This window comes from Micromonospora sp. WMMD734 (assembly GCF_049178975.1).
GTDB classification, from domain to species: domain Bacteria; phylum Actinomycetota; class Actinomycetes; order Mycobacteriales; family Micromonosporaceae; genus Micromonospora; species Micromonospora wenchangensis.
In genome coordinates, this window is record NZ_JBMHMK010000001.1 from 7,079,346 (window position 1) to 7,105,194 (window position 25,849).

Below are 25,849 nucleotides of genomic sequence, written 5' to 3' on the forward strand. Positions count from 1 at the left end.
CCGGACCGGGGGATACTTCCTGTCGGATCCGCGCGGTCGTGGTTGACGCTCGGGGCTCATGAAAGTAAGTTTCATCCGTGGCGAAAAGTCCGAAGATTTCCGCGAGTTACGAGCCGGGTGGACTGATCGTCCACATCAGTGGCCTGCTCCCGTCGCTGTCCCCCGCCGAGCAGCGGGTCGCCCGACTGGTCGTCGCCGATCCGGCCGATGCCGCCCGACGGACCATCACCGACCTCGCCACCGCCGCCGAGACCTCCGAGGCCACCGTCATCCGGTTCTGCCGGTCCGTCGGCATGGACGGCTATCCGCAGTTGCGGATCCGGCTCGCGGCCGAGGCGGCCCGCCGGATCGAACCGCCGGACGCCCGGGTGGTCGGCGGGGACATTCCACCCGGCGCCGACCTGGCCCAGATCATCGCCACCATCTCCTTCAACGACGCGCGGGCCGTCGAGGACACCGCCGAGCAGCTCGACCCGACCGTCTGCGAGCAGGTCGTGGAGGCGATCGTCAGCGCCGGCCGGATCGAGGTCTACGGTGCCGGCGCGAGCGGCTTCGTCGCCTCGGACTTCCAGCAGAAGCTGCACCGCATCGGCCGGGTCGCGTTCTCCTTCCCCGACGTGCACACCGCGTTGACCTCCGCCGCCCTGCTCGGCAAGGGTGACGTGGCGATCGGCATCTCGCACAGCGGCACCACCTCCGACGTGATCGAGGTACTCGAACAGGCCCGCTCCCGGGGGGCGGTCACCGTCGCGCTGACCAACTTCCCCCGGTCGCCGATCACCGAACGGGCCGACTTCGTCCTCACCACCGCCGCCCGCGAGACGACGTACCGGTCCGGGGCGATGGCCAGCCGGATCGCCCAGCTCACCGTGGTGGACTGCCTCTTCGTCGGGGTGGCCGCCCGCAACCGGGCCCGGGCCCGGCGGGCGCTGGAGGTCACTGCCGAGGCGGTGCGAACACACCGGGTCGGCGGCAGTCGGAGGCGCTCGTGACCGCCGGCCGGGTCGGGCCGGACGACGTGGTGGGGCGGCGGGACGAGGAGGACGTGGTCGACCTGCGGCCGGTGGTCCGGGTCGGTGCCCCGACCGAACGGCGCAACCCGCACAGCGCCGACCTCGACCTGATGTCGACCCGGGACGTGCTCCGCGTGATCAACGATGCCGACCGGCGGGTGCCGGCGGCGGTGGCGGCCGTCCTGGACGAGATCGCGGTGACCGTCGACCTCGCGGTGACCGCGCTGCGCGGTGGGCGCCGGGTGCACTACTTCGGGGCCGGCACCTCCGGCCGGCTCGGGGTGATCGACGCCGCCGAGCTGGCCCCCACCTTCAACTCCCCGCGCGGCTGGTTCTGCGCCCACCTGGCCGGTGGGCCGGACGCGATGTGGCAGGCCGTGGAGGACGCCGAGGACGACCGGGCCGGCGGGGCCCGCGAGGCTGCCGGGTGCGTCACCGCCGGTGACCTGGTGGTGGGGTTGGCGGCCAGCGGACGCACCCCGTACGTCCTGGGCGCACTCGACGCGGCCCGGCAGCGGGGGGCCTCGACCGTGCTGCTCTGCGCCAATCCGGAGGTCCGGGCGGCGGCCGAGGTCGACGTGGTCATCGGGGTCGACACCGGCCCCGAGGTGGTGACCGGCTCGACCCGGATGAAGGCGGGCACCGCGCAGAAGCTGGTGCTGAACACCTTCTCCACGGCGGTGATGGTGCGACTGGGCCGGGTCTACTCCAACCTCATGATCGACATGGTGGCCACCAACGCCAAGCTGCGGGGCCGCATGATCTCCATCCTGATCGAGGCGACCGGCTGCTCCGAGGAGGTCTCCCGGCGGGCCCTGCACGAGGCCGACGGCGACCTGAAGACGGCACTCGTCTCGCTGCTGTCCGGGGCCGAGGTCGACGCGGCCCGCGCCGCGTTGGCCCGGACCGCGCACCAGGTCAGGGGCGCCATCGCCCTGCTCGCCTCCTGACCGGCGGGCGCGACACCGGGGGCCGGCCCGCGGGGTGACGCAGAACACCGTGCCGGGGGGACGTCGGCCACGCCACGGATTGTTGTCAGGGGCGTGGGGTAATCCAGGACCGCCCGGTGAACCGACCGGTCCACCGGCCCGTATCTGGCAGTGACTCCGGTCGCAGCCGGGCGGTGACGAGGGTCGCGGTTTACCGGGACGCCGCAGTGACGCGGGGTCCGGCGTACGGCCGCCGACAAGCGTGCCGACCAGCGGCGATCGTGCGGTCGCCGGGTGGCCCCGCAGGGCCGCTGACAGCAAACGTGGACCGGGCTTTCAGCTGGTACTCAGGCATTCGTGACACTTTCGACTCACGACATGGAATCCCCGACCCGTCTCGACTGTTGTGCAGGTGTCAGCACCGGCGGGCAGCAGGGGCGTTGCACGGGGGAGGGCTGATGGACGTGGGGATGGCAAGGAACCGGGCAACCGGCGCGAGCGAGGGGACCGTGGACACCGTGGACAAGAACATCGGCATGCGAACCGACGAGGTCGCCGAGGAGCGTGACCTGGTCGGCGTCTACCTTCACGAGATCTCCCGGACGCCACTGCTGGACGCCGCCAGGGAGGTCGATCTCTCCAAGGCGATCGAGGCCGGCCTCTACGCCGAGCACCTGCTCGGCGAGGACCGCGTCCCCGCCGGGGTCGACCGGGACGACCTGGAGCGGCTGGTCGTCGAGGGGGAGCGGGCGAAGGACCTCTTCATCCGGGCCAACCTGCGGCTGGTCGTGTCGATCGCCCGCCGGTACGTGCGCTCCGGGATGCCCATGCTGGACCTGATCCAGGAGGGCAACACCGGTCTGGTGCGCGCGGTCGAGAAGTTCGACTACGAGCGGGGCTACAAGTTCTCCACCTACGCCACCTGGTGGATCCGGCAGGCGATCAGCCGGGCCATCGCGCAGCAGGAACGCACCGTCCGGCTGCCCGTGCACCTGGTCGAGGACGTCAACCGGATGCGCAACGTGGCCCGGCAGCTCACCCGTGAGCTGGGTGGCGACCCGGAGCCGGAGCAGATCGCGGCCGCCCTCGGCGTCACCGTCGAGCGGGTCAACGAGCTGGTCCGCTGGTCGCAGGACACGGTGTCGCTGGACACCCCGGTCGGCGACGACGGCGACACCAACCTCGGTGACCTGGTGGCCGACAGCGACGCCCCGTCCCCGGAGGACATCGTCCTCACCGGGTTGGAGCGGCAGCGCATCGAGGGCCTGCTCAACCACCTCGACGACCGGTCCGCCGGCATCATGCGGGCCCGGTACGGCCTGGAGGACGGGCGGGAGCACTCGTTGACCGAGGTGGCGTCCCGGTTCTCGCTGTCGCGGGAGCGGATCCGCCAGCTGGAGATCCAGGCGCTCGGCCGGCTGCGTGAGCTGGCCCGTGCGGAGGGCCTCCAGGCGGCCTGAGCTGGTAGTAATGACGGCGAACGGCCGGCGTCCGATAGGGGGACGCCGGCCGTTCGCCGTTGTGGTTCCGGTCAGCGGACCCGGCCGTAGCCGGCGATGCTCATCATGTTCATCTTCCGCTTGAGCACATTGCGTCCGGCGCTCGGCGCGTCGATCACCTGACCGCTGCCGACGTAGAGCGCGACGTGCCCCAACCCCGAATAGAAGACCAGGTCGCCGGGGCGCAGCTCGCTACGGCTGACCCGGGAGGTGGCGTTCCACTGCATCGCCGCGTTGTGTGGCAGCCGCTTGCCGGCGGACCGCCAGGCGGCGAGCGTCAGACCTGAGCAGTCGTACCCGCCGGGCCCCTCGGCCCCCCAGACGTACGGCTTGCCGATCGCGCCGTAGGCGTACCGGACGGCGGCCCCGGCACCACCGGAGACGGCAGGCGTGTCGGAGGTGTCGGGTGGCGCGGCGCTCTTCGGCTTCTTCACCGGCGCCTCGGTGGCCCGGCCGTACGCCGCCCGCCGCATCTCGTAGAGCTCCGCCAGGTCCTGCTCGATCCGCTTCTTCGTCTTGGTGAGCGCCCGGGACTGGGCGGCCTGCTTGGCGAGCGTGGCGTCGAGCTTGGTCTTCTGGTCCAGCAGCGCGCGTTGGTCGGCGGTGTACCCGTCGATCTGCTGCTGCCGGTGCCGGGTGAGCTGGTCGAGGGTGCCCAACCGGTCGACCAGCGAGCCGCCGGCCGGGTCGAGGACCGCCTCGGCCGTGCGTAGCCCGCCGGTCTTGTACGCGGTGGCCGCGATCTGGCCCACCGCCGCCCGGCTCTGGGCGGCCTGGACCTCCAGCGGGCCGATCCTGGCGTGCAGGCCGGCCGCGCTGGCCTGGTTCGTCTTGATCTCCTCGTTGAGCTTGTTGTACGACTCGACGATCCGTTCCAACTCGGCGGAGGACCGCTCGATCCGGGCGGTGAGGTCGGCGACCGAGGGCTCGGCCCGGACCGGTGCCGACGGGGCGATCAACGCGGCCGACAGGCCGGCGACCGCCAGTGTGCGCAGCAGCATCCGTAAGGACGACAAGAGCGGAAGACTCCTCTCCCACCGGTCGTCGGGGGATGCTGAGCCCCCGGCGACACCGGCCCGGGCCCGTCCGGATGGACGGCCGTGTACCGAGCCGGCCCGATCAACCTAACCTGTGGCGGGAGTGACGCGCAGACAAAGCAGCGGCGAATGTTGGCCGAGCGCGTCGGCGGGTCGTTGTGGCAGGTGACGCCGTTGATGCGGGGTGGACGGCAGGCGACCGCGTTCTGCGCGGTAGGCGAGGAAGATCCGATTCGTCGTTCCAGGCGGATACCGGTGGGGATCGCGCGGGTAAAGCCGGATAAAACCGAATTGGTGGTCAGATGTCGGCGTCGGGTAGGTGGCGCTCGCCGGAACTGTCGGAAATCGGAGAGCGGGCCGGGCGGGGCGGGCACCAGAATGGAGCACCCGCCGGGAATCCCGCCGTACGCAGGTGGCCTGGCGTGGACGACCGGCTCCGTCGGCCCCCGGGAGGACGCCGTGCAGGCAGACCGCGCCAGCACCCGACCGCCACACTGGTCCCGACCGACCACCCTGCTCTACGCCCGACCCGGCATCGTGGTGACCACCGAACGGTTCACCGCCGGCCACAGCAGCTACGCCGTCGCCGACCTCACCCACCTGCGCACCGGCCGGGGGCCGCACGACCGGCTCGCCGCCCGGGTCGTCACCTGCGCCGCCGTCGGGGCGGGAACCGTCGGCGTTCTGCTCGGCTTCACCGGCGGGTTGGAACGGCTCACCGCCGGGGCGTACCTGGCGCTGGGCGTGGTGTGCCTACTGCCGGTGCTGCTGGTGCTGCTCGGCGACCGCTGGCGGCCACCGGCCCACGAGCTGTACGGCCACTGCCACGGCACCGAGCTGCTGCTGTTCAGCAGCGACGACCCGGAGCAGTTCGAGCAGGTGGTCGACGCCCTGCACCAGGCCCGCGAGCAGCACCGCTACCCCGACGCCGACGACCCGGCACCCACGGCCACCTACTGGCGACCGGCCCGCTGAGGCCGCAGCCCCCGCCGAGGCCGCAGCCCGCGTCGCCCCCGGGCCGACACGGGACACCCGGCCGGCCCGGCCCGGTCAGCGGCGGCCGGGGTCCGGTCAGCGGCCGACCGGCTCCGGCGTACGGGTCGGCGCGGCGGCACCCAGTTCGCGGGTCACCCTGCGCTCCGCGACGAACGACACGAACGGCACCGTGCCGGCGAGCATCACCAGCAGCATCCGCTTGAGCGGCCAGTCCACCCGCCGCCCCAGGTCGAAGGTGGCGGCCAGGTAGAGCAGGTAGAGCCAGCCGTGCGCGGTGCCGACGACGGCCACCACGATCGGCTCGTCGAACGCGTACTTCAGCGGCATGCCGATCAGCACCAGCACGGCCAGCGCCACGCCCACGATCCAGGCGATCACGCGGTACCGGGTAAGGGCTCCGCCCACCGTCGTCCGTCCTTCCGACCGGCCTCAGCCGGGATAGTCGCCGGGCCTCGCGCCCGGATTGGCGTTCAACCAGGTCAGATAGCGGTTGTACGCGGCCAGGTCGGCGTCGTCGGCGCCGTCGACCGGGGGCGTCGGCACCCGGGCGGCCCGCACCGGACGCCGTACCGCAGGGGTGCCCGGCCCGGGGGTGGCCGGCCCGGCCGGGGTCACCCCGTCCGGCGACGGCGTCGCGGCGGGGGCGCGCAGCGCGTGCCGGACCTCCCGCCACCAGACGAAGACCACGAAACCGGCGAAGATCGGCCACTCCACCGCGTACGCCCAGCTCAGCGTGTTACCGGAAGCGGCCCGGCTGATCTGCCACCAACCCAGCGCCAGGAATCCCGTGACCAGGACGACCAGGGCCACGTGGCGGGCGATCCACGCCGGGGTCCAGAGCCGCTTCATGCCGTCGAGGGTACCGGGAGTACCCGCGCTCTCCGACGCGACGTCGTAGTCGCCGCGCCGGGCGGCGCAGGCTGGTTTGGTGCCAGCACGGCTGGGCAACCGTCTAGACAGCCAGACCAGTCGAACCCGAGGGGGCGACATGACCGACTCAGTACACCGCTCCGACACCAGCGCCGAGCAGCGGATGCCGGAGTGGGACGGTGACCACGTCCACCGGGCCGCCACCGTGGTCACCGAAACCGACGGCGAACTGCTCGGGGTGGACCCGGCCGACCTCCCCGACGACGACCTGATCCGCGAGTTGCAGAGCCTGCACCGCACCCGGCTCGACACGCTGCGGCACGCCGCCGACTCGGCGCTCGCCAACCACCTGCGCCGCACCGCCGAGCTGGAGACCGAGTACCTGGCCCGGCACCCCGGCCGCGAGGTGGACCCGCACCGGCTGCGGGACGCCTGATGGGCACCCGCGCCGAACGTGGCATGTCCGCGCCGCCGGAGGTGGTGTTCAGCACCGCCACCGACCCCGAGCGGATCGACGCCTGGCTGCCCGGGGAGCTGCGGACCGACGGCCCGACCCCGAGCAGCCGCTCCGACGACGAACTGCACGCCCGCTGGGACGGCCCGGACGGCACGGCCGAGCTGCGGGTCGCCCCGGCCGACTCCGGCGGGGCCCGGGTCCGGCTGGACCTGCCCGCCGGCTCGGACGCCGGCCTCGCCGACGAATCGCTCGTCAACCTCGAACGTGAGGTCGCCGAGAACCTGACCGCGGGTTGACCCCACCCGCCCACCCCGACGCGCCGTACCCGACGGTGCGGCCCACGAACGAGGAGACCCGGTGACCGACGGTGGTGTGAAGCAGAAGGTGGCGCGGCTGCGCCAGGCGTACGCGCCGCACGAGCACCGGCCGCTGGACGGCTACCTCGCGGCGATGGGCACCTACGCCGGGGTGACCGCCACCATCGCGGCGCTGGTCAAGGCGACCGGCCGGCCGGTGCCCGAGCGGCCCTCCCCGGGTGACGTGGTGCTGCTCGCCGTCGCCACCCACAAGCTGAGCCGGCTGCTGTCCAAGGACGCGGTGACCAGCCCGCTGCGGGCCCCGTTCACCCGCTACGACCGCCCGATCGGCAGCGGCGAGGTGATGGAACAGGTCCGGGACCAGGGCAGCTCCACCCGACACGCGATCGGTGAGCTGCTCAGCTGCCCGTTCTGCCTGGCCGTCTGGGTGGCCACCGGGCTCACCGGCGGCCTGGTGCTGGCCCCCCGGCTGACCCGGCTGGTGGCGACCGCGCTGACCGCCGTCGCCGCGTCCGACTTCCTCCAGATGGGGTACGCGGTGGCGCAGCAGGCCGCCGAGGGTGGGCGGCACGACGAGCGGTGACCCGTACGCGGAAGGGGCCGGCGGATCGTGTCCGCCGGCCCCTTGTCCGTCATCCGTCGCCGCCCGCTCAGGTGGGGGTGGTGCCGTGGTCCTCGCCCGCCCAGCCGCGCGACGCCTCCGGCTCCCGCTCGTCGGCGTCCGCGCCCGTGATCACGTCGCGGTCGACCGCCGTCCGGTCGTGCTCGTTGGCGAAGTCCGGTTCGGGCAGGGTGTCCAGCCCCTCGGGGGGTTGGCCGAGGGCGGGCACCCGCTCGTGGCGTTCGTTCTGGTCGGACATCTCGATCTCCTCTCGCCGGCGTCGCCGGTCAGCCCGCCGACCCGCCCAGCAGGTCGGCCACCTCGTCGACCGCGTACTCCCCCTCGGGGAGGGCGGCGACCCGGGTGAGCAGCTCCGCCGGCAGGTCCGCGCCGACCGCCGAACGGTAGATGTCGGCCTGGCTGAGCCGTTCCTGGCCGTGGTAGATCTCGTCCAGCAGCTCGTCGAGCTGGCGGAGGTCCGGCCGGGCGGTCCCGGGCAGGTCGTCGGGCGTGGCGGCGTCGTCGGTCACCCCGCCCTGCTACCCGGGGCCGAAACGGTCAAACCCGTCAGGCCGGGGTGGGCAGGGTGGCCCGACGGGCCCGCACCGCGACGGCGAGCTGCTCCAGCACCTCGGCCGTGGTGTCCCAGCCGAGGCAGGCGTCGGTGACCGACCGGCCGTAGGTCAGCTCCCGGGTCGGGTCCAGGTCCTGACGGCCCTCCAGCAGGAAACTCTCCAGCATGATGCCGACGATGCCGCGCTGCCCGGCGGCGAGCTGGGCGGCCACGTCGGCGGCCACCTTCGGTTGGTTGCGGTGGTCCTTGCCGCTGTTGGCGTGGCTGGCGTCGACCACCAGCCGCTCCGGCAGCCCGGCCGCCCGCAGCAGCTCCAGCGCCCCGGCCACCGAGGCGGCGTCGTAGTTGGGCCGGCCCCCGCCGCCGCGCAGCACCAGGTGCCCGTCGGCGTTGCCCCGGGTGTGCATGATCGCCGGGGTGCCCGAGACGTCGATGCCGGGGAAGACGTGCGGCACCTCGGCGGCCCGGATCGCGTCCACGGCGGTGCCGATGCTGCCGTCCGGGCGGTTCTTCATCCCGATCGGCATGGACAGGCCGGAGGCGAGCTGCCGGTGCACCTGGCTCTCCACCGTCCGGGCCCCGATCGCGCCCCAGGCCACCGTGTCGGCGATGTACTGCGGGGTGATCGGGTCGAGGAACTCGCAGCCCACCGGGAGCCCCAGCCGGACCACGTCGCGCAGCAGCGCCCGAGCGGTGCGCAGGCCGGTGTTCACGTCGCCGGAGCCGTCCAGCGCCGGGTCGTTGATCAGGCCCTTCCAGCCGACCGTGGAACGCGGCTTCTCGAAGTAGACCCGCATCACCACCAGCAGGTCGTCGGCGTGCCGGTCGGCGGCCGCACGCAGCAGGTGGGCGTACTCCAGCGCCGCCGCCGGGTCGTGCACCGAGCACGGGCCGACCACCACCAGCAGGCGGTCGTCGGCGCGGTCGAGCACCCGGCCGACGTCGCGTCGACCGGCCAGCACGGCCGAGGCCAGCGGCGGGTCCAGGGGCAGCTCGTGCAGCAGCAGGGCGGGGGTGGTCAGCGGCACGACACGGTCGATCCGTTGGTCGATGACCGCGCCGTTGTCCGGGGTGGGCCCGTTGTCCGGGGTCGTCACGGTGGGAATCCTTCCGCCGACCGTGCCCGGGGCCGGTGCCCGGGTCGAGCCGGCTGCTTGTAAACAGAAGGGCAGGAAGCTCGAAGGCTCCTGCCCGGCCGGCTCGAAACGCGGTGACGTCAGCTCATGGTGAGGTCACCGGCTCCGCAGCCGGCTGCCTAAACCATGGATACGTACGCGTCACGCCGGCAAGCGTACCCGACCGGAGGGAAGGACTCATCCCGTCGTCGGCCGCTCCTCGCCTGACGTTCACCTCCGTCACTGCCACCGTCGGTAACTTCGGCGGCACCGCTCGCATCCCCCGGAGGTATCCGATGGACCGTCGTACCGTCCTGCGCGCCACCGTCGCCGGTGGGGCCGCCGCCTTCGCCGGCAGCCTCTGGTCCGGCGCGGCGTCGGCCGCACCGGCCCAACCGGGCACCGGCCCCTACGGGCCGCTCGGCACCGCCGACGGCAACGGCATCCAGCTCCCCGCCGGCTTCACCAGCCGGGTGGTCGCCCGTTCCCGGCAGACGGTGCCGGGCACCTCGTACACCTGGCACCCCGCGCCCGACGGCGGGGCCTGCTTCGCCGCCGGCACCGGCTGGATCTACGTCTCCAACTCGGAGATCACCCCCAACGGCGGCGCGTCGGCACTGCGGTTCGCCGCCGACGGCACGGTCACCTCGGCGTACCGCATCCTGTCCGGGACCAACCAGAACTGCGCCGGTGGCGCGATGCCGTGGGGGACCTGGCTGTCCTGCGAGGAGATCAGCCGGGGTTTCGTCCACGAGACCTACCCGCAGGGCGGCACCGCCGCGGTGCAGCGGCCGGCGCTGGGCCGGTTCAAGCACGAGGCGGCGGCGGCCGACCCGGTCCGCCAGGTGATCTACCTGACCGAGGACGAGACCGACGGCTGCTTCTACCGGTTCCGGCCCACCGTCTGGGGCGACCTCTCCACCGGCACCCTGGAGGTGCTGGTCGCCGGCACCGCCACCAGCGGCCCGGTGAGCTGGGCCCGGGTGCCCGACCCGGACGGCTCGCCGACGGCGACCCGCAACCAGGTCGCCGGGGCGAAGCGGTTCACCGGCGGCGAGGGCTGCTGGTACGCCGACGGCACCTGCTGGTTCACCACCAAGGGCGACAACCGGGTCTGGGCGTACGACGCGGTCGGCCAGCGCATCGACCTGGCGTACGACGACTCGCTGGTGACCGGCGGCGCCGCGCCGCTGACCGGGGTGGACAACATCACCGGCACCCGCTCCGGTGACCTCTACGTCGCCGAGGACGGCGGCAACATGGAGATCAACCTGATCACCCCGACCGGGGTGGTGACGCCGTTCCTGCGGATCACCGGGCAGTCCTCGTCGGAGATCACCGGCCCGGCGTTCTCCCCGGACGGCAGCCGGCTCTACTTCTCCTCCCAGCGCGGCACGGCCGGGATCTCCGCCGGGGGCATCACCTACGAGGTGCGCGGCCCGTTCCGCTGACCGGCGGGGGACCGGCATGGTGTCGCCCGGCGGCGTGGCGGGCGGGCCGACGGGGTAACAGGATGCGCATGACCCACGAGCAGAGCGATCAGGACCGGGTGGAGTCCCGGGCCCACCTGCTGCCCGAGGAGGCAGCGGTGGGCAGCGACGACCCGCAGGCCCAGGCCGAGGCGATCCTCGCCGAGTCGGACCTCCGTGCGGCCGACCAGGGGGCCGCCCCCGACACGGTGCTGGAACACCGCACCTCCGAAGAGACCGTCCCCCCGATCGAACCCCCCGACTGACCCGTCCCGACCGCTGACCCGCAGGCCCCGGTGGCGACACGTCGCCACCGGGGCGTGGAGATCGGATAGCGTCGGGTCATGCCCGACAGCGGTTACCCCTGGCCCATCGAGACGACCCGACTGGACAACGGCCTGCGCGTGGTGGTGAGCGAGGACCGCACCGCCCCGGCGGTCGCGGTCAACCTCTGGTACGACGTGGGCTCCCGGCACGAGCCGACGGGACAGACCGGCTTCGCCCACCTCTTCGAGCACCTGATGTTCGAGGGCTCGGTCAACGTCGCCAAGACCGAACACATGAAACTGATCCAGGGCGCCGGTGGCTCGCTCAACGCCACCACCAACCCGGACCGGACGAACTACTTCGAGACCGTCCCGGCCGAACACCTCGAACTGGCCCTGTGGCTGGAGGCCGACCGGATGGGCGGGCTGGTCCCCGCGCTCACCCAGGAGACGCTGGACAACCAGCGGGACGTGGTCAAGAACGAGCGGCGGCAACGCTACGAGAACGTCCCGTACGGCGACGCCTGGCTGCGGCTGCTCCCGCTGCTCTACCCGCCGGGGCACCCGTACCACCACGCGACGATCGGGTCGATGGCCGACCTGAACGCCGCCGACCTGGCCACCTTCCAGGCGTTCCACCAGACGTACTACGCGCCCGACAACGCCGTGCTGACCGTGGTCGGCGACGCCACCGCCGCCGAGGTGTTCACGCTGGCGCAGCGGTACTTCGGGGCGATCCCGGCCCGCGGCGACATCCCCGCCGCGCCGGACGGGCACACCGTCGCCGGCACCGGCCGACCCGCCGTCGAGACGGTCACCGCCGACGTGCCGGCCGCCCGGGTCTACGTCGCGCACCGCACCCACCCGTTCGGCAGCACCGGCTACGACGTGGCCACGGTGGCCGCCACCGTGCTCGGCAGCGGCCGGGGCAGCCGGCTCTACCAGCGGCTCGCCGACGGTGAACGGCTCGCCCAACCCGACCTGGTCGGAGCGTACGGGGTGGACCTGGCACACGCCCCGGCACCGGTGATCGCCACCGCCACCGCCCGTCCCGGGGTGAGCGCCGACCAACTCGCCGCCGGGGTCGCCGAGGTGGTCGACGAACTCGCCACCGTGCCGGTCACCGCCGCCGAGCTCGACCGGGCCAAGGCGCTGCTCAGCACCGCCTGGTGGCGGCAGATGTCCACCGTGGACGGCCGGGCCGACGCGCTCGGCCGGTACGCCACCCAGTTCGGCGACCCGGCGAGGACCGCCGACCGGCTGCCCGGCTGGCTGTCGGTGACCGCCGGACAGATCGCCGAACTGGCCGCCGACGTGCTCACCCCGGCCGACCGGGTGACCCTGACCTACCTGCCGGAGGAGACCCGATGACGCTGATCACCACCCGGCCGGGTCCGGGCACCGCCCGCCCGTACCGGTTCCCGACCGTGGTCCGGCGGGACGTCGCCGGTGGCCGGGTCGTCGCCGCGCACCTGCCCGGCCAGACCCTCGCCGTCGCGCTGCTGCTGCTCGACGCGGGCGCCGGCCGGGAACCGGTAGGCAAGGAGGGCCTCGGCGCGGTGCTGGCCAAGGCGCTGGAGGAGGGCACCGCGCAGCGGGACGCCACCGGGTTCGCACTCGCCGTCGAGGGCCTCGGCACCGAACTGGCCACCGGTCTGGACTGGGACAGCTTCCAGGTCAGCGTCCAGGTGCCGGTGGACCGGCTCCACGCGGCGGTGGAACTGCTCGCCGAGGCGGTACGCACACCCCGGCTCGACCCCGACGACGTCCGTCGGGTGCGCGACGACGAGGCGACCGCGCTGCGGATGGACTGGGCCAACCCCGGCCCGCGCGCCGACGCGGTGCTGCGCGCCGACCTGTTCGGCGCGGACAACCGGTGGGGCCGCCCGCTCTACGGCGACCCCGGCTCGGTGGCCGGGCTGGACGTGGAGGACGTCACCGTCTTCCACTCCGAGTGGTTCCTGCGCCCCGGCACCCTGATCGTCGCCGGGGACCTGGACCGCCTCGACCTGGACGCGCTGGGCGCGGCGGCGTTCGCCGGCACCGGCGGCGGCCCCGCCGAGCGGGGCGGCCCGATCGAGGTGCCGCTGCCCGCCGGCCGGCGGATCATCCTGGTGGACCGGCCCGGGTCGGTGCAGTCCACGCTGCGGCTGGGCCATCCCGCGCCGCACCGCGCCCACCCCGACCACGTGCCGATGACACTCGCCGGCACCGTGCTGGGCGGGGCGTTCACCTCCCGGCTCAACCACCTGATCCGTGAGGTACGCGGCTACACGTACGGCATCCGGGGCGACTTCGCCTCGTCCCGCCGGTTCGGCCGGTTCGCGGTCAGCTCCGGGGTGCAGACGGCGGTGACCGCGCCGGCCCTGGTCGAGGCGGTCGGTGAGATCAGCCGTACCCGGGCGGGCGGGGTGACCGAGGACGAGCTGGCGGTGGCCCGGTCCTGGCGGGCCGGGCAGCTGTCGGTCGAGTTGCAGAGCCCTCGGGCGATCGCCTCGGCGTTGACCACCCTGGTCGTGCACGACCTGCCCGACGACTACCACGCCCGGCTGCGGGAGGCGCTGCTCGCCGCCGACGTCGCGCAGGTCTCCGCAGCCGCCGCCACCCACCTGCACCCGGAGGCGCTGACCTTGGTCATCGAGGGCGACGCGGCGGCGATCCGGGACGAACTGGTCGCCTCCGGGCTCGGCGAGGTGACCGACCACGTCGGCTGACCGGCGTCGGCGCGACCGGGGCGGTGTGATTCCGGTCGCGCCGCCCCGGGAGCGCCGGGCCGGGCCTGCGGTGCGGATGCTGCGGCCGGACGGCCCGGCCACGGCCGATCTTCCAGGGCTGCGGGGCGTACCGTCGGGTGGTTTTGCGGCACGGCGACCGGCCCGGGCGGTGACCGGCCGGGCCGGCGGCGACCCGGGCGGTGGGAAAGGCTTCCCGGTCCGGGCCTGCGGCTGGGTAGCCTCGCGGGCATGAGGATCGGCATTGTGGGAGCCACCGGCCAGGTCGGTGGGGTCATGCGGCAGGTGTTGGCGGAACGCGAGTTCCCGGCGGATCAGGTGCGGTTGTTCGCCTCGGCCCGGTCGGCCGGGCGCACCGTGGCCTGGCGGGACGGCGAGGTCACCGTGGAGGACGCGGCCACGGCCGACTACTCCGGGCTGGACATCGTGCTGTTCTCCGCCGGCAAGGGCACCGCGAAGGAGTTGGCCCCCCGGGTCGCCGCGACCGGCGCGGTGGTGATCGACAACTCGTCGGCGTTCCGCACCGACCCGCAGGTGCCGCTGGTCGTCGCCGAGGTCAACCCGCAGGCGCTCGCCGACCGGCCGAAGGGCATCGTCGCCAACCCGAACTGCACCACGATGGCCGCGATGCCGGTGCTGCGCCCGCTGCACGACGAGGCCGGCCTGGTCAGCCTGGTCGTCGCCACCTACCAGGCGGTCTCCGGCGCGGGCCTGGCCGGGGTCGCCGAGCTGGACGAGCAGGTCCGCAAGGTCGTCGAGGGGGCCACCGCGCTGACCCACGACGGGTCGGCCGTCGAGTTCCCCGCGCCGCGCTCGTTCGCCAGGCCGATCGCCTTCAACGTGCTCCCGCTTGCCGGGTCGATCGTCGACGACGGCTCGTTCGAGACCGACGAGGAGCAGAAGCTGCGCCACGAGAGCCGCAAGATCCTGGAGATCCCCGAGCTGAAGGTCTCCGGCACCTGCGTCCGGGTGCCCGTGTTCACCGGCCACTCGTTGCAGATCAACGCCCGGTTCGCCAGGCCGATCACCCCGCAGCGGGCCCGGGAACTGCTCGACGGCGCTCCCGGGGTGGCGCTGTCGGACGTGCCGACGCCGTTGCAGGCGGCCGGTCAGGACCCGACCTACGTCGGCCGGCTGCGCGCCGACGAGACCGTCGAGCACGGCCTGGCGTTGTTCTGCTCCAACGACAACCTGCGCAAGGGCGCCGCGCTGAACGCCGTGCAACTCGCCGAGCTGGTCGCCGCCGAGCGGCGCTGAGCAGCGTGTTACCTGCTCGGGGGCGGCGGGTAGACCGCGGTGCCGACACCGAGAGGGGAGCACCATGACAACGGTCGGAGAGTTCATGACGACCCGGTTGGTGACGATGGACGGCAACGACACCCTCGCCGCCGCCGCGCAGGAGATGCGGGACAGTGCCATCGGCGACGTGGTGGTGACCAACGGTGATGACGTGGTGGGGATCGTGACGGACCGGGACATCACCGTCCGGGGCGTGGCCGAGGATCTCGACCCGAACCGCGCCCGGCTCAACGAGATCACCAGCCGGGACGTGATCACGGTCAGCCAGTACGACGACGCGGTCGCCGCCGCGGACCTGATGCGCACCTACGCCGTACGCCGGCTGCCGGTGATCGACGACGGTCGGCTGGTGGGTCTGGTGTCGATGGGGGACCTCGCGGTGGAACGGGAACCCCAGTCGGTGCTCGCCGACGTCAGCGCCGACGACCCCAACAACTGACGTCCGCCCTGTCCGACGCCGGCCTCCGGGACCTCCCGGGGGCCGGCGTCGGCGTGCGTGCCTGCCGGGTTCACCCGATCCGGGCGAGGTTGACCCCGGGCGGGGCGGGGACCCCGTGCGGGTACCGGCAGGTCGATGCCGGGCACCGGCAGGTCGAGGCGACGACGGGGGAGAGGGCCCGATGGTGGACGCGACCACGAGGTTCTTCGAGAGCCTGAACCGGCGGGATCACGAGCCGCTGCTGAACAAGGCGGCCGGGACAGTACGTTTCGACCTGCACGAGGGGGCGCAGACCACCCACTGGCTGCTGCGGGTGGACCGGGGCAGGCTCACGGTCAGCCAGGAGGACCGGGAGGCCGACACGGTCATCGGCACCACGCCGGCGCTGTTCGAGGAGATGGCCGCCGGGCGGGAGAACGGCCTGGCGGCGGTGCTGCGCGGCGACATGACGGTCACCGGTGACGCCCGGCTGGTGGTGCAGATCGAACGGATCTTCCCCGGGTCCCCGGACGCACAGGGGCCGCGCCGGCTCCACCATCGGGAGGTGCGGTGATGGCACAGGGCAACACGATCCGGATCCTGGACGGCAACACGTTCGTCGTCTCCGAGGAGACCGGTGACATCGAGGCCACGCCGACCGAACCGACCGGGCTGTTCTCCCTGGACATGCGGTTCCTGTCCCGTTGGGTGCTGACCATCAACGGGGAACGGCTCAACGCGCTGTCCTACGACGACCTCCAGTACTACGAGGCGCGGTTCTTCCTGGTGCCGGGGATGGCCACCCACTACGTCGACGCCAAGCTGTCGATCATCCGGGAGCGCGCGGTCGGCGGCAGCTTCCGCGAGAAGCTGACCATCCTCAACCACGACGAGAAGGCGGTCGACCTGGAGATCCGGATGGACGCCGGGGCCGACTTCGCCGACCTCTTCCAGGTCAAGGACGAGATCCTGAACAAGAAGGGCGAGCTGTACGCCGAGGTCGAGTCCGACCGGCTGCGGCTGGGCTACCGGCGGGGCAACTTCGTGCGGGAGACGGCCATCTCGTCGTCCCGGCCGGCGCGGTACGACCGCAACGGGTTCGCGTACTCGGTGCACCTGGAGCCCAACGAGCAGTGGAACGCCGAGATCGACGTGCAGACCTTCGCGGTCGGTCCCGGCGGGCGTGACCTGCGGCTCGGGGTGACGGCGCACGGCCACGAACGGCTCGCCCTCCAGCACGACCTGGAAGAGTGGATCGCCAAGGCCCCGAAGGTCAACAGCGAGCACGACCGGGTGGCCGCCACCTACCGGCGCAGCCTGATCGACCTGGCGGCGCTGCGGTTCGCGCCGCTGTCGCTGGGCGGCCAGACCCTGCCCGCCGCCGGCCTGCCCTGGTTCATGACGATGTTCGGCCGGGACAGCATCCTGACCTGCCTGCAGGTGTTGCCGTTCGCGCCGGAGTTGTCCAAGACCACGCTGCGCATCCTGGCCTCGCTTCAGGGCAGCCGGTTCGACGACTTCCGTGACGAGGACCCGGGCCGCATCCTGCACGAGATGCGCTACGGCGAGACGGCCGCGTTCGAGGAGCAGCCGCACTCGCCGTACTACGGCTCGGTGGACGCCACCCCGCTGTTCGTGGTGCTGCTCGACGAGTACGAACGGTGGAGCGGTGACGTCGCCCTGGTCAAGGAGCTGGAACGGGAGTGCCGGGCGGCGTTGAAGTGGATCGACGACTACGCCGACCTGGCCGGCAACGGCTACATCTGGTACGAGCGGCGCAACACCGAGACCGGGCTGGAGAACCAGTGCTGGAAGGACTCCTGGGATTCCATCTCGTACGCCGACGGCAGCCTGCCGCCGTTCCCCCGGGCCACCTGCGAGGTGCAGGGCTACGCGTACGACGCGAAGCTGCGGGCGGCCCGGATGGCCCGGGAGTTCTGGGGTGACCCGGCGTTCGCGGACCGGCTGGAGCAGGAGGCCGCGGCGTTGAAGGAACGCTTCAACCGGGACTGGTGGGTGGCTGACGGGGAGTTCTACGCGCTGGCCCTGGACCCGGACGGCCGGCAGTGCGACGTGCTCAGTTCCAACATCGGGCACCTGCTGTGGAGCGGGATCGTCGACCACGACCGGGCCGAGAAGATCGCCCAGCACATGGTCGGGCCCCGGTTGTTCACCGGTTGGGGCGTGCGCACCCTTGCCGAGGGGGAGGTGCGGTACAACCCGATCGGCTACCACAACGGCACGATCTGGCCGTTCGACAACTCGTTCATCGCCTGGGGGCTGCGGCGGTACGGCTTCGCCGAGGAGGCCGCCACCATCGCCAGCGGCATCCTCGACGCGGCGACGTACTTCGACGGGCGGCTGCCCGAGGCGTTCGGCGGCTACCCTCGGGAGCAGACCAAGTTCCCGGTCGAGTACCCGACGGCGTGCAGCCCGCAGGCCTGGTCGACGGGGGCGCCGCTGCTGCTGCTGCGCACCATGCTCGGGTTGGAGCCGCACGAGGGGCACCTGGCGGTGGAGCCGGTGCTGCCGGTCGGGATGGGACGGATCGAGGTGTTGGACATCCCGGGTCGCTGGGGGCGGGTGGACGCCTTCGCCCGGGGCCGCCTCGATCTGCACAAACTGGCCGACTGACGGTGCGGGGTAAAGTACGCGGATGCCGGAACTCGTGTACCCGCCCGTGATCGCCGCTGCCAAGACGCTGTTCCGGGTCCTCGACCTGCGCCTGACCGTCGACGGGAACCACCACGTCCCGCGTACCGGTGGGGCCGTGCTGGCCAGCAACCACGTCAGCTACCTCGACTTCATCTTCTGCGGGTACGGGGCACACGCGTCCCGGCGGCTGGTGCGGTTCATGGCTAAGCACGACGTGTTCGCGCACAAGGTGTCCGGCCCGCTGATGCGCGGCATGAAGCACATCCCGGTGAACCGGGCGGCGGGGGTCGGCTCGTACAACACGGCGGTGGACGCGCTGCGGCGCGGCGAGGTGGTGGGGGTCTTCCCCGAGGCGACGATCAGCCGTTCCTTCACCGTCAAGGAGCTGAAGAGCGGGGCGGCCCGGATGGCGCAGACGGCCGGGGTGCCGCTGGTGCCGGTGGCGCTGTGGGGGACGCAGCGGCTCTGGACCAAGGGCCGGCCGAAGACGCTGACCCGACGGCACACCCCGATCACCATCCTGCTGGGCGAGCCGATGGACCCGGGCGCGTACCCGGATGCCAACACGATGACGGCGGAGCTGAAGACCCGGCTGACCGCGCTCGTCGAGCGGGCCCAGCAGGAGTACCCCGACAAGCCGGCCGGCCCGGACGACTCCTGGTGGCAGCCGGCGCACCTGGGCGGCACCGCGCCCACCCCCCAGGAGGCTGCCGAACTGGACCGCCGCCCCCGCCGCTCGACCGCCTCCTGACCGTCACGTCCCCTTCCCCGCCCGGCCTCCCGCCGCCCGGCGTATTTCGGGCGGTCGTCCTGCCGTTCGGCCCTTCCCCGCCCCACTGCTCTTCCTTGCCCCTCTGTCCTTCGCTGTCGCTTGGCTTTTTCCTGGCTACGGTCCTGACCGTCCTTCCGGCCGCCGCTCGACAGGCCCGTTGCCCATCGTTGCCGTTGCCGTTGCCGTTGCCGTTGCCGTTGCCGTTGCGCGGCGGCGCGGCGGCGCGGCGGCGCGGCGGCGCGGCGGCGGGGGCGGAGAGGCGGCGGGGACGGAGATGTTGCGGATATTTCGGGCGTATGGGGTCGGAGGGATCGGCGGAGAGGATAGTGGGTTCGCGTCCTTTCGAGCTGATGACGTCAGCGACTCAGGCTTTTCCGGTCCGACCGACCCGATCGGCGTGACCGGCTGATCTCGACCCGCCGGATTGGTCAAGCCGGCTGACCGGTCTGACCCGCCCCGGTTGGTCAAGCCGGCCCGCCGATCCTGCTGGGCTGGTCAGGCCGGCCCGCCGATCCTGCTGGGCTGGTCAGGCCGGCCCGCCGATCCTGCTGGGCTGGTCAGGCCGGCCCGCTGGTCCGATCTGGTCGGGCTGGTCGACGGCTCGCTGGTCTGACTGTCCTGGCCCGGTTGGCTGATCCGGCCCGCTGGTCCGACCTGGCCGGGCTGGTCGATCGCGGCTGGCTGATCCGACCGGCCGGGCTGGTCGCCCTGGCTGGCTGGTCCGATTTGGCCGAGCTGGTCGACCCAGCTTGCAGGTCCGTGGCCGGGTTGGTCGACGCGGCTGACGGTCTGACCTGGTCGGGTTGGTCGGCGCGGCGGCTCGACATCTGTGGGGGATGCCGATATACGCCCACCACTGACAAGTTCGTGATGCAACCGCCATCCACCGTCCGTGACCTGAAGGGCAACCTTCGGCGATTCGTCAACGTCATCAGGTCGAAAGGACGCTGAGAGGTATACCTGCCGGACATCTCGTCCGCGCCGCCGGCGGGCTGACCACGACTCCGCGCCCCTGCCCTGCCTCGCGCCCCGAGACCCCTACCCTGCCTCGACCCGTGCCCGGCCGATCCGGTGCCGCCTCAGGCGGGAAGCGACGCCGGGCGGCGTCGGCGCGGGCGGCGTCCCGGTCGACGGTCAGCGGGAGCCCCCGCCCCAGCCCAGCCCCAGCCCCAGCCCAGCCCCCGCCAGAACAGCCCCGGCCCAGGTCGGGCCAGGCCAGGCCAGGTCGGGCCAGGCCAGGTCGGGCCAGGCCAGGTCGGGCCAGGCCAGGCCAGGTCGGGCCAGGTCGGGCCAGGCCAGGTGGGGCGGGGCGGGGCGGGGCGGGGTCAGGTGGGGCGGGGCCAGGGTCAGCTGCCGACCGCGTCCCGACCGGCGGGCGCGGGAGCGCGGTAGTAGTCGTCGCGGGAGAGGAACTCCACCGGCAGCGAACCCGGCAGGGTCACCCGCGCCTCACCGGTCAGCGGCGGGGCGGTCGCCCGACGGATGAGCACGTCCCGCTCCGGCGGTGCCAGCTCCACCAGCTCGGGATGGGTGACCCGGAAGCAGGCCACCGTGCGGCGGATCAGCCGGGCCAGCTCGGTCACCGGCCCGACCGCGCCGCCCAGCGCCAGGGCCGGCTGCTGGATCGTCCGCAGCGCGTCGCAGACGACCAGCAGTTCCGCCTCGGCGGTGCCCTGCGCGGTGGACCGGCCGGTGGTGCGCAGCTCCAACCGGGACGGCCACTGCCAGCGGACCTGCCCGCTGACCAGGCGCGGCAGCCGGACGTTGCGCCGGTGCCGGACCCCCGTCGCGTCGATCTTCCCGGCGACCAGGGCCAGGTCTCCGGTGAGGCAGACGTAGGCGAGTCGGCGGTCGGTGACGGTGATCGAGGCGGGGCCGGGCAGCACCCAGTGCCGTCGCGCCCCGGTCGGGCTGATCAGGCAGCCGGCCACCGACGTCGGGTACCGGCCGAGCACCCGCTCGCCGGGTTCCGGGACGAGTTCGTAACGCCTGTCGAGCACGGGAGCGGAATCGTCCTCCGGCGCATCGAACCGGTGCGGTGCGATGAAGAACGGGGACATGTTCTCGCGCATCGTCACGACCTCCCCCGCGCAGTGGTCTCCTGGCGTCCCAGCCTCGCCGAGGCGTGACGGGCTGTCATGACACCCGTTAGGGGGTCGGCCGGTCGTACGACGCCTGTGACCGGTAGATGCCGATCTCCTCCGGCCGGATGAGACCGTCCTCGATCGCCCGGGCCAGTAACGCCGCCTTCGTGGCGGCCGGCCTACCCGCCCGGGTGTACTTGATCCGGGCCCGGTCCACATATTGTTTGACGGTGTGCTCGCTGATCTGCATCCGGCGGGCCACCGACGCCTTCGACATCGACTGGAACCACAGCAGCAGCGCTTCCCGTTCCTTGTCCGACAGGGCCGGACGGTCCGGGCGTGGATCGCCCACCATCGCCCCGGCCAGGGCCGGCGGCACGTAGGGGCGGTCGCTGGCGGCGGCCAGCACCGTGGCCACGCAGTGTTCCCGCCCCTCGTGCTTGGCCAGGAACGCGGTCGCCCCGGCGTCGAGCGCGGCGAGCATGGTCGCCGGGTCGGTGTGCTCGGAGTAGACCACCACCCGCCGGCCGTCGGCGCTCAGCTCGGCCAGCTTGTCCAGCACCATCTTCCCGCGTAGCCGCAGATCCAGCAGGATCACGTCGGCCTCCGGGGCGGCCCGCAGCACCAGGTCCGGGTCGTCGCCGGTGGCGAGCACCCGCAGCCGGGGCTCGGTGGACAGCCAGGCCCGCACACCGTCGATCACCACCGGATGGTCGTCGACGATCGACACACCGACCGGGCGCTCCCCGCTCATGGCCTGCGCCATCGGGTCTGCGTCCACCTGATCTCCCCGTCCCCCTCATGTACGTGTTCCACCTGGTCGTCGTCGCCGGCCCGGGAGGTCGGCGGATCCGCCGCCCCCGGGCCCTGGCCGTCCGGGGTGACCAGACTGACCGCCACCTCGTCGGGGCCGGCCACCACGGTCAGCCGTGCCCAACCGGTGGCATCGGCCAGGGCGGCGGCCAGCGGATCGGCGAGCCGTCGACGGATCTCCACCGGCAGCGGCGGCGGGGTGCCGATGGCGATCAGCTCGATCGGCAACCCGTTGCGTTCGGCCAGGTCGGCGGCGGCCCGCAACTCGTGCAGCAGCGGGTCCGGCACGTCGTCGGACTCGGCGATCAGCCGCCGCAGCCGGGTCGCGGCGAGTACGCACCGCCGTTGCACGAACGGGTCGCCCGGGTCGGCGCGACCGTCGGCCAATTCCGCCAACACCTGCTCGGCGGCCCCGCCGACCAGCGCCAGCCGGGCCCGCCGGTCCGCCCAGGCCCGTTCAGCAGCGTCCCGTTCGGCGCGGACGGCGAGGGTCGCCGTGGCGGTGTCGGCGCGTTCCCGGGCGAGGGTGGCGATCACCGCCGCACCGGTGAAGACCGCCACCGGCAGCGACGAGGTGCCGTAGACGTACATCGCGAAGCGGGTCAGGTCGGCGGGGGCGGTCGCCCCGTCACCGACCAGCGCGGCGAGCGCGATCACCGCGTGCCCGGCCAACAGGACGATCATCCAGCGGATCGGGCGACCCCAGAGCACCACCACGAAGAACCAGGCCAGCCCCGTCCACGCCCAGTTCGCAGCGGCGAAGAGCTGCTCCCGGCCGGCCGCCGCGAAGACCGCCGCGTCGACCGTCAGCAGGGCCGCCGCCAGCGGCAGCGCCGGAGGCAGCAGGCCGTGCAGCAGCCGGTGTGCGGCGTACCCGCCGAGGGCGCAGGCGGCCAGCCAGCCCGCGGCGACCACCGTGGGGGTCGCCAGCGTCGACCAGGCGCCGAACACCGCCGGCAACCCGATCGCCAGGTGCCACACCAGGGCGATGGCCACCGCCGCGATCCGGGCCCCCCGGTCCGAGGCCCGGCCCACGTCCACCGCCGGGCCGTCGGCCGCCACCGGGTCCGCAGCCCGCTGCGCCGGCCGGGGTACGCGGGCCGACGCGGTCGCATCGAGACCGGTCGCATCGAGACCGGTCGCGCCGAGACCGGTCGCGCCGAGACCGGTCGCGCCGAGACCGGTCGCGTTGAGGTCAGTCGACATGCGGCCACTCCAGCCTGATCCGGGTGCCCATGCCAGGGGCGGAAGTCACCACCGCCCGGCCACCGACCTCGGCCATCCGGCCCCGGATCGACTCGCGTACCCCGTACCGGTGCAGGGGGATGGTGGCCGGGTCGAAACCGGGACCGTCGTCGACCACCTCGACCACGATGCCGCCGTGACTGCGGCCCAGCCGCAGGGTCACGGCGGCGTCCGGCGCGTGCCGGGCCACGTTGGCCAGCGCGGCGGCGGTGGCGTCGACCAGGGCGGCGGTCACCCCCGCCGGTGCCGCGCAGGGCGGCAACGTGGCCGTCACCCGCAACTGCGGGTGGGTGGCGAGCAGCGTGCGCAGGCCGGCGTCTACGTCGACCGGGCCGGTGTCGCCCGGTTCGCCCGCCGGGGTGGACCGGGCGTGCGCGAGGCCGACCAGGGTACGCAGGTCGGCGGCGGCCCGGTCGCGCAACGCCGCCGAGCCAGCCGGCAGGGCGCCCAGACCGACCATGGTGAGCGTGGACAGGACCGTGTCGTGCAGGTCCCGGTTCTGCCGCCGCTCGACCTCGCGGGCCGTGCGGGCCAGCACCACGTCCCGGCGCAGGCGCTGGAAGTCGGCGAAGGAGGTGTCGGCCCGGCCGATCCAGCGGCGCATCACCGCCGCCATCATCGCCGCGCAGGCCGTCTGCATGAGCAGGGTCGCCGCGTGCGCGCCGGCCTCGACGGTGTTGCCGGCGGCCGAGGTGCCGACGGCGTAGCCGGCGGTGACCAGCAGGCCCGCCGGCACCGACCAGCGGGCCGGTGCGGTGGCCTGCGCGTTGATCACGGTGGTGCTGGCCAGCACGGCGAGCCAGCTACCCTCGCCGGGCAGCACCTCCGGGGCGACCAGCAGCGGGGCCAGCAGGCTCGCCGCGACGGTGACCGTGACGTCCCCGGCGACGAGCCCCGGGCCGATGCCGACCCGCAGGGCCCGCGTCGCATACCACAGTGACCAGCAGGTGAGCGCGGCCACGGCGGCCAGCAGCAGCGGCACCCGCACCGGTGGGGTACGCACCGCGAGCGCGGTCACCGCACCGAACAGCCCGCAGGTCAGCCGCAGCAGTGCCGGCAGGGTGGTGAAGATGAGCTGGAGCGCGCCACCGGCCGGCCGCTCCAGTAACGACGGTGACGAGGTCGGAGCGGGTAGGGCCGACATCGGGGGGAGTGCGTCCTTCGGGCGGTGACCCGTCCGGGTCTGCTCGGCGGTGCATCGAAGCCGGAGAATAACATGAGCTGCCCTAACTGTTCACCTTTGGTGTGCGGCGTGTCGCGTTGCGTTCGGTGAACGTGTCGGGCAGCATCCGGCGTCGATCAGCGGCGGAGCCACTCCAGGGCGGCAGGTGCGCCGCCGAGCACCGACAGGTGCCCGTCGTCGTCGGTGATCCGCAGCTCGGCCGCCGGGCAGACCCCGGCCAACCAGCGGCTGTGGCTGGCGGGCACCACCCGGTCGCGCCCGCCGTGCAGCAGCAGCACCGGGACGGTCACCCGGGCCGGGTCGAAACCCCACGGGGTGACGTAGGCGAGGTCGTCGTCGACCAGGCCGTCCGGGCCGCCCCGCACCGCCGGACCCACCACCTCGTCGAGCCAGGCCCACGGCCCGGCCAGGGTGGCCAGGTCGGCCGGGGTGAACTCCGGGTCGTAGTCGGTGTCGGACGCCGCGTGCCGCTCCTTGACCGCCCGGCCCCGCGTGGCGGCCCGCAGCGACTCCTGCCCGGACGGCGTCATCCCGGCGAACCAGTCGAGCCCGGCCGCGTCGTAGGGGGCGAGGCCGGCGACGGCGACGACGGCGACCACCCGGTCGGGGTGCACCGCGCCGCTGGCCAGCGCGTGCGGTGCACCGCCGGAGTGGCCCACGGTGGCGTACCGGTCCAGGCCCAGCGCGTCGGCGAGCCGGGCGACGTCGGCGGCGGCCGAGGCAACGTCCCGGCCGGGGCGTCGGGTGGAACCGCCGTAGCCGGGGCGGTCGTAGGACACCCAGCGCAGGCCGAGCCGGTCGGCCGTGGCGAACAGCGGGGCCGGCGGGGCACCGATGTTGGGGGTGCCGTGGTGCCAGACCACCGGCAACCGGCCGGTGCCGTCGTCGCCGGTGTCGTAGACGTGCAGGGTGCCGCCGTCCGGCAGCGGCACGTCGCGCTCGCTCGGCACGGCCGGGCGGCTCACTGGCCGACCCAGCCCGCCGGGTTGCTGAACGACTCGCGGGAGATGCCGGAGCCGGTGCGGGGCCAGTCGCCGAACCGCTTGTCGTGCAGGTGGGCGAAGAAGTAGCAGATGCCCTGGAGGTGGGCGTCGGGCACCGCCCGGGTCGGGTCGGCCCGGACCGCGGCGTAGAACTCCCGACCCAGCGCCACCACGTGACCCCGGGCGTAGAGGAAACCGTCGTCGGAGCCGTCGACCACCGCGTGCACGTCGGCGCGGTCGATGTCGTACAGCTTGCGTTCGACGACCCGGTCGAGGGCGGTCAGCTCGGGGCTGGACAGGTCGGCGCAGAGCTGGCCCAACTGGTCGAGGAAGGCGTCCCGCCAGCCGTCGAACGCGTACGCGTCGTCGTCGGAGGCGGCCCGGTCGCGGGTGAGCAGCGCCCGGCGCAGCGCGGCCGGCTTAGGGCCGAGTCGCTCCCAGGCGGCCTCCACCAGGGCCCAGAACCGGGCTTCCTCCTCGGCCGTGGGCAGGCGGTTCGCGGTTTCCGTGTCGCTCATGGGC

30 protein-coding genes are annotated in these 25,849 nt (G+C 73.4%); 18 read left to right on the forward strand and 12 right to left on the reverse strand.

All coding sequences use genetic code 11. The annotated features are described in order from the left end of the window. Positions 1 to 77: 77 nt before the first annotated feature. From ACN267_RS30970 to ACN267_RS30980, 3 genes are all read left to right on the forward strand, one after another. Positions 78 to 992 (forward strand): MurR/RpiR family transcriptional regulator, encoded by a 915-nt coding sequence (locus ACN267_RS30970; protein ID WP_421490233.1) that lies wholly within the window; start codon positions 78 to 80, stop codon positions 990 to 992. Between the two features lie 71 nt (positions 993 to 1,063). Continuing rightward, a complete protein-coding gene (gene murQ, locus ACN267_RS30975; protein ID WP_204958224.1) occupies positions 1,064 to 1,963 on the forward strand; it encodes an N-acetylmuramic acid 6-phosphate etherase in 900 nt (299 codons plus the stop codon). A 449-nt stretch (positions 1,964 to 2,412) separates the two neighbouring features. Continuing rightward, complete coding sequence (locus tag ACN267_RS30980) at positions 2,413 to 3,402, forward strand: sigma-70 family RNA polymerase sigma factor (protein ID WP_204958060.1); 990 nt, start codon at positions 2,413 to 2,415, stop codon at positions 3,400 to 3,402. Between the two features lie 71 nt (positions 3,403 to 3,473). On the opposite strand, the gene ACN267_RS30985 is transcribed toward ACN267_RS30980, so the two are convergent. Next, positions 3,474 to 4,457: a C40 family peptidase gene (locus ACN267_RS30985; protein WP_204958061.1), complete on the reverse strand. Its 984-nt coding sequence runs from the start codon at positions 4,455 to 4,457 to the stop codon at positions 3,474 to 3,476. 480 nt (positions 4,458 to 4,937) lie between these two features. On the opposite strand from ACN267_RS30985, the gene ACN267_RS30990 reads away from it, so the two are divergent. Further along, positions 4,938 to 5,453 carry a DUF6232 family protein gene (locus ACN267_RS30990; RefSeq protein ID WP_281894806.1) on the forward strand — a complete coding sequence of 172 codons (516 nt, stop codon included), beginning with the start codon at positions 4,938 to 4,940 and terminating at the stop codon, positions 5,451 to 5,453. A gap of 96 nt (positions 5,454 to 5,549) precedes the next feature. Here ACN267_RS30990 and ACN267_RS30995 read toward each other — a convergent pair whose 3' ends face one another. Together ACN267_RS30995 and ACN267_RS31000 are read right to left on the reverse strand one after the other, a co-directional pair. Continuing rightward, positions 5,550 to 5,879 carry a DUF3817 domain-containing protein gene (locus tag ACN267_RS30995; protein WP_281894808.1) on the reverse strand — a complete coding sequence of 110 codons (330 nt, stop codon included), beginning with the start codon at positions 5,877 to 5,879 and terminating at the stop codon, positions 5,550 to 5,552. A gap of 24 nt (positions 5,880 to 5,903) precedes the next feature. Then, entirely contained in the window at positions 5,904 to 6,323 is a 420-nt protein-coding gene (locus ACN267_RS31000; RefSeq protein WP_204958064.1) for a hypothetical protein, read from the reverse strand. A 139-nt stretch (positions 6,324 to 6,462) separates the two neighbouring features. Here ACN267_RS31000 and ACN267_RS31005 point away from each other — a divergent pair, with 139 nt between their 5' ends. The 3 genes from ACN267_RS31005 to ACN267_RS31015 all read left to right on the forward strand — a co-directional run bounded on the left by ACN267_RS31005 (position 6,463) and on the right by ACN267_RS31015 (position 7,701). Beyond that, complete coding sequence (locus tag ACN267_RS31005; RefSeq protein WP_204958065.1) at positions 6,463 to 6,780, forward strand: DUF6158 family protein; 318 nt, start codon at positions 6,463 to 6,465, stop codon at positions 6,778 to 6,780. Further along, positions 6,780 to 7,097, forward strand: coding sequence for a hypothetical protein (locus ACN267_RS31010; RefSeq protein WP_204958066.1), 318 nt, complete (start codon positions 6,780 to 6,782; stop codon positions 7,095 to 7,097). Before ACN267_RS31005 ends, ACN267_RS31010 begins: the two co-directional genes overlap by 1 nt. Positions 7,098 to 7,158: 61 nt before the next feature. Further along, positions 7,159 to 7,701 (forward strand): DUF1360 domain-containing protein, encoded by a 543-nt coding sequence (locus ACN267_RS31015; protein WP_204958067.1) that lies wholly within the window; start codon positions 7,159 to 7,161, stop codon positions 7,699 to 7,701. Positions 7,702 to 7,768: 67 nt separating this feature from the next. Here the strand turns inward: ACN267_RS31015 and ACN267_RS31020 are convergent, their stop codons facing one another. Genes ACN267_RS31020 through ACN267_RS31030 form a run of 3 tightly spaced genes read right to left on the reverse strand, consistent with a single transcriptional unit; the run spans position 7,769 to position 9,390 of the window. After that, positions 7,769 to 7,978: a hypothetical protein gene (locus tag ACN267_RS31020; protein WP_204958068.1), complete on the reverse strand. Its 210-nt coding sequence runs from the start codon at positions 7,976 to 7,978 to the stop codon at positions 7,769 to 7,771. A gap of 28 nt (positions 7,979 to 8,006) precedes the next feature. Continuing rightward, positions 8,007 to 8,249, reverse strand: coding sequence for a hypothetical protein (locus ACN267_RS31025; RefSeq protein WP_281894815.1), 243 nt, complete (start codon positions 8,247 to 8,249; stop codon positions 8,007 to 8,009). 37 nt (positions 8,250 to 8,286) lie between these two features. Beyond that, entirely contained in the window at positions 8,287 to 9,390 is a 1,104-nt protein-coding gene (locus ACN267_RS31030) for a 3-deoxy-7-phosphoheptulonate synthase (protein WP_204958069.1), read from the reverse strand. Positions 9,391 to 9,704: 314 nt separating this feature from the next. Here ACN267_RS31030 and ACN267_RS31035 point away from each other — a divergent pair, with 314 nt between their 5' ends. From ACN267_RS31035 to ACN267_RS31085, 11 genes are all read left to right on the forward strand, one after another. Beyond that, positions 9,705 to 10,859, forward strand: a complete 1,155-nt coding sequence (locus tag ACN267_RS31035; RefSeq protein ID WP_281894818.1) for an alkaline phosphatase PhoX — start codon at positions 9,705 to 9,707, stop codon at positions 10,857 to 10,859. 68 nt (positions 10,860 to 10,927) lie between these two features. Then, on the forward strand, positions 10,928 to 11,143 hold the full coding sequence (locus ACN267_RS31040) for a hypothetical protein (RefSeq protein WP_204958071.1): 216 nt from the start codon (positions 10,928 to 10,930) through the stop codon (positions 11,141 to 11,143). A 78-nt stretch (positions 11,144 to 11,221) separates the two neighbouring features. After that, positions 11,222 to 12,514, forward strand: coding sequence for a M16 family metallopeptidase (locus tag ACN267_RS31045; protein WP_421490234.1), 1,293 nt, complete (start codon positions 11,222 to 11,224; stop codon positions 12,512 to 12,514). Further along, on the forward strand, positions 12,511 to 13,857 hold the full coding sequence (locus ACN267_RS31050) for a M16 family metallopeptidase (RefSeq protein WP_204958073.1): 1,347 nt from the start codon (positions 12,511 to 12,513) through the stop codon (positions 13,855 to 13,857). Before ACN267_RS31045 ends, ACN267_RS31050 begins: the two co-directional genes overlap by 4 nt. Before the next feature lie 249 nt (positions 13,858 to 14,106). Continuing rightward, entirely contained in the window at positions 14,107 to 15,132 is a 1,026-nt protein-coding gene (locus ACN267_RS31055) for an aspartate-semialdehyde dehydrogenase (protein ID WP_421490235.1), read from the forward strand. A 64-nt stretch (positions 15,133 to 15,196) separates the two neighbouring features. Beyond that, positions 15,197 to 15,613 (forward strand): CBS domain-containing protein, encoded by a 417-nt coding sequence (locus ACN267_RS31060; protein ID WP_204958075.1) that lies wholly within the window; start codon positions 15,197 to 15,199, stop codon positions 15,611 to 15,613. Between the two features lie 181 nt (positions 15,614 to 15,794). Continuing rightward, positions 15,795 to 16,166, forward strand: coding sequence for an SCP2 sterol-binding domain-containing protein (locus ACN267_RS31065; protein ID WP_204958076.1), 372 nt, complete (start codon positions 15,795 to 15,797; stop codon positions 16,164 to 16,166). Further along, positions 16,166 to 18,226, forward strand: a complete 2,061-nt coding sequence (locus ACN267_RS31070) for a glycogen debranching N-terminal domain-containing protein (RefSeq protein ID WP_281894830.1) — start codon at positions 16,166 to 16,168, stop codon at positions 18,224 to 18,226. The genes ACN267_RS31065 and ACN267_RS31070 overlap by 1 nt, the downstream gene beginning before the upstream one ends. Before the next feature lie 22 nt (positions 18,227 to 18,248). Next, positions 18,249 to 18,998, forward strand: a complete 750-nt coding sequence (locus ACN267_RS31075; protein WP_204958078.1) for a lysophospholipid acyltransferase family protein — start codon at positions 18,249 to 18,251, stop codon at positions 18,996 to 18,998. Between the two features lie 481 nt (positions 18,999 to 19,479). After that, positions 19,480 to 19,632 carry a hypothetical protein gene (locus ACN267_RS31080; protein WP_421490236.1) on the forward strand — a complete coding sequence of 51 codons (153 nt, stop codon included), beginning with the start codon at positions 19,480 to 19,482 and terminating at the stop codon, positions 19,630 to 19,632. A 14-nt stretch (positions 19,633 to 19,646) separates the two neighbouring features. Beyond that, on the forward strand, positions 19,647 to 19,970 hold the full coding sequence (locus ACN267_RS31085; protein ID WP_421490237.1) for a hypothetical protein: 324 nt from the start codon (positions 19,647 to 19,649) through the stop codon (positions 19,968 to 19,970). Positions 19,971 to 20,365: 395 nt separating this feature from the next. On the opposite strand, the gene ACN267_RS31090 is transcribed toward ACN267_RS31085, so the two are convergent. The 6 genes from ACN267_RS31090 to ACN267_RS31115 all read right to left on the reverse strand — a co-directional run bounded on the left by ACN267_RS31090 (position 20,366) and on the right by ACN267_RS31115 (position 25,845). Next, a complete protein-coding gene (locus ACN267_RS31090; protein WP_204958080.1) occupies positions 20,366 to 21,091 on the reverse strand; it encodes a hypothetical protein in 726 nt (241 codons plus the stop codon). A 76-nt stretch (positions 21,092 to 21,167) separates the two neighbouring features. Continuing rightward, a complete protein-coding gene (locus ACN267_RS31095) occupies positions 21,168 to 21,884 on the reverse strand; it encodes a response regulator (protein WP_281894835.1) in 717 nt (238 codons plus the stop codon). Continuing rightward, positions 21,854 to 23,122: a hypothetical protein gene (locus ACN267_RS31100; protein WP_421490238.1), complete on the reverse strand. Its 1,269-nt coding sequence runs from the start codon at positions 23,120 to 23,122 to the stop codon at positions 21,854 to 21,856. Before ACN267_RS31100 ends, ACN267_RS31095 begins: the two co-directional genes overlap by 31 nt. Beyond that, positions 23,112 to 24,305, reverse strand: coding sequence for a sensor histidine kinase (locus ACN267_RS31105; protein ID WP_421490239.1), 1,194 nt, complete (start codon positions 24,303 to 24,305; stop codon positions 23,112 to 23,114). The genes ACN267_RS31100 and ACN267_RS31105 overlap by 11 nt, the downstream gene beginning before the upstream one ends. A gap of 155 nt (positions 24,306 to 24,460) precedes the next feature. After that, positions 24,461 to 25,309: an alpha/beta fold hydrolase gene (locus ACN267_RS31110; protein WP_421490240.1), complete on the reverse strand. Its 849-nt coding sequence runs from the start codon at positions 25,307 to 25,309 to the stop codon at positions 24,461 to 24,463. Next, positions 25,306 to 25,845, reverse strand: a complete 540-nt coding sequence (locus tag ACN267_RS31115) for a DUF4240 domain-containing protein (RefSeq protein ID WP_204958084.1) — start codon at positions 25,843 to 25,845, stop codon at positions 25,306 to 25,308. Before ACN267_RS31115 ends, ACN267_RS31110 begins: the two co-directional genes overlap by 4 nt. Positions 25,846 to 25,849: the final 4 nt, after the last annotated feature.

Bases quoted from the DNA above. Each gene is read 5' to 3' on its own strand.
- ACN267_RS30980 (WP_204958060.1), top strand. From the start codon at position 2,413: ATGGCAAGGAACCGGGCAACCGGCGCGAGCGAGGGGACCGTGGACACC.
- ACN267_RS31000 (WP_204958064.1), bottom strand. From the start codon at position 6,323: ATGAAGCGGCTCTGGACCCCGGCGTGGATCGCCCGCCACGTGGCCCTG.
- ACN267_RS31005 (WP_204958065.1), top strand. From the start codon at position 6,463: ATGACCGACTCAGTACACCGCTCCGACACCAGCGCCGAGCAGCGGATG.
- ACN267_RS31010 (WP_204958066.1), top strand. From the start codon at position 6,780: ATGGGCACCCGCGCCGAACGTGGCATGTCCGCGCCGCCGGAGGTGGTG.
- ACN267_RS31020 (WP_204958068.1), bottom strand. From the start codon at position 7,978: ATGTCCGACCAGAACGAACGCCACGAGCGGGTGCCCGCCCTCGGCCAA.
- ACN267_RS31035 (WP_281894818.1), top strand. From the start codon at position 9,705: ATGGACCGTCGTACCGTCCTGCGCGCCACCGTCGCCGGTGGGGCCGCC.
- ACN267_RS31040 (WP_204958071.1), top strand. From the start codon at position 10,928: ATGACCCACGAGCAGAGCGATCAGGACCGGGTGGAGTCCCGGGCCCAC.
- ACN267_RS31045 (WP_421490234.1), top strand. From the start codon at position 11,222: ATGCCCGACAGCGGTTACCCCTGGCCCATCGAGACGACCCGACTGGAC.
- ACN267_RS31050 (WP_204958073.1), top strand. From the start codon at position 12,511: ATGACGCTGATCACCACCCGGCCGGGTCCGGGCACCGCCCGCCCGTAC.
- ACN267_RS31055 (WP_421490235.1), top strand. From the start codon at position 14,107: ATGAGGATCGGCATTGTGGGAGCCACCGGCCAGGTCGGTGGGGTCATG.
- ACN267_RS31060 (WP_204958075.1), top strand. From the start codon at position 15,197: ATGACAACGGTCGGAGAGTTCATGACGACCCGGTTGGTGACGATGGAC.
- ACN267_RS31065 (WP_204958076.1), top strand. From the start codon at position 15,795: ATGGTGGACGCGACCACGAGGTTCTTCGAGAGCCTGAACCGGCGGGAT.
- ACN267_RS31070 (WP_281894830.1), top strand. From the start codon at position 16,166: ATGGCACAGGGCAACACGATCCGGATCCTGGACGGCAACACGTTCGTC.
- ACN267_RS31075 (WP_204958078.1), top strand. From the start codon at position 18,249: ATGCCGGAACTCGTGTACCCGCCCGTGATCGCCGCTGCCAAGACGCTG.
- ACN267_RS31090 (WP_204958080.1), bottom strand. From the start codon at position 21,091: ATGCGCGAGAACATGTCCCCGTTCTTCATCGCACCGCACCGGTTCGAT.
- ACN267_RS31100 (WP_421490238.1), bottom strand. From the start codon at position 23,122: ATGTCGACTGACCTCAACGCGACCGGTCTCGGCGCGACCGGTCTCGGC.
- ACN267_RS31105 (WP_421490239.1), bottom strand. From the start codon at position 24,305: ATGTCGGCCCTACCCGCTCCGACCTCGTCACCGTCGTTACTGGAGCGG.
- ACN267_RS31115 (WP_204958084.1), bottom strand. From the start codon at position 25,845: ATGAGCGACACGGAAACCGCGAACCGCCTGCCCACGGCCGAGGAGGAA.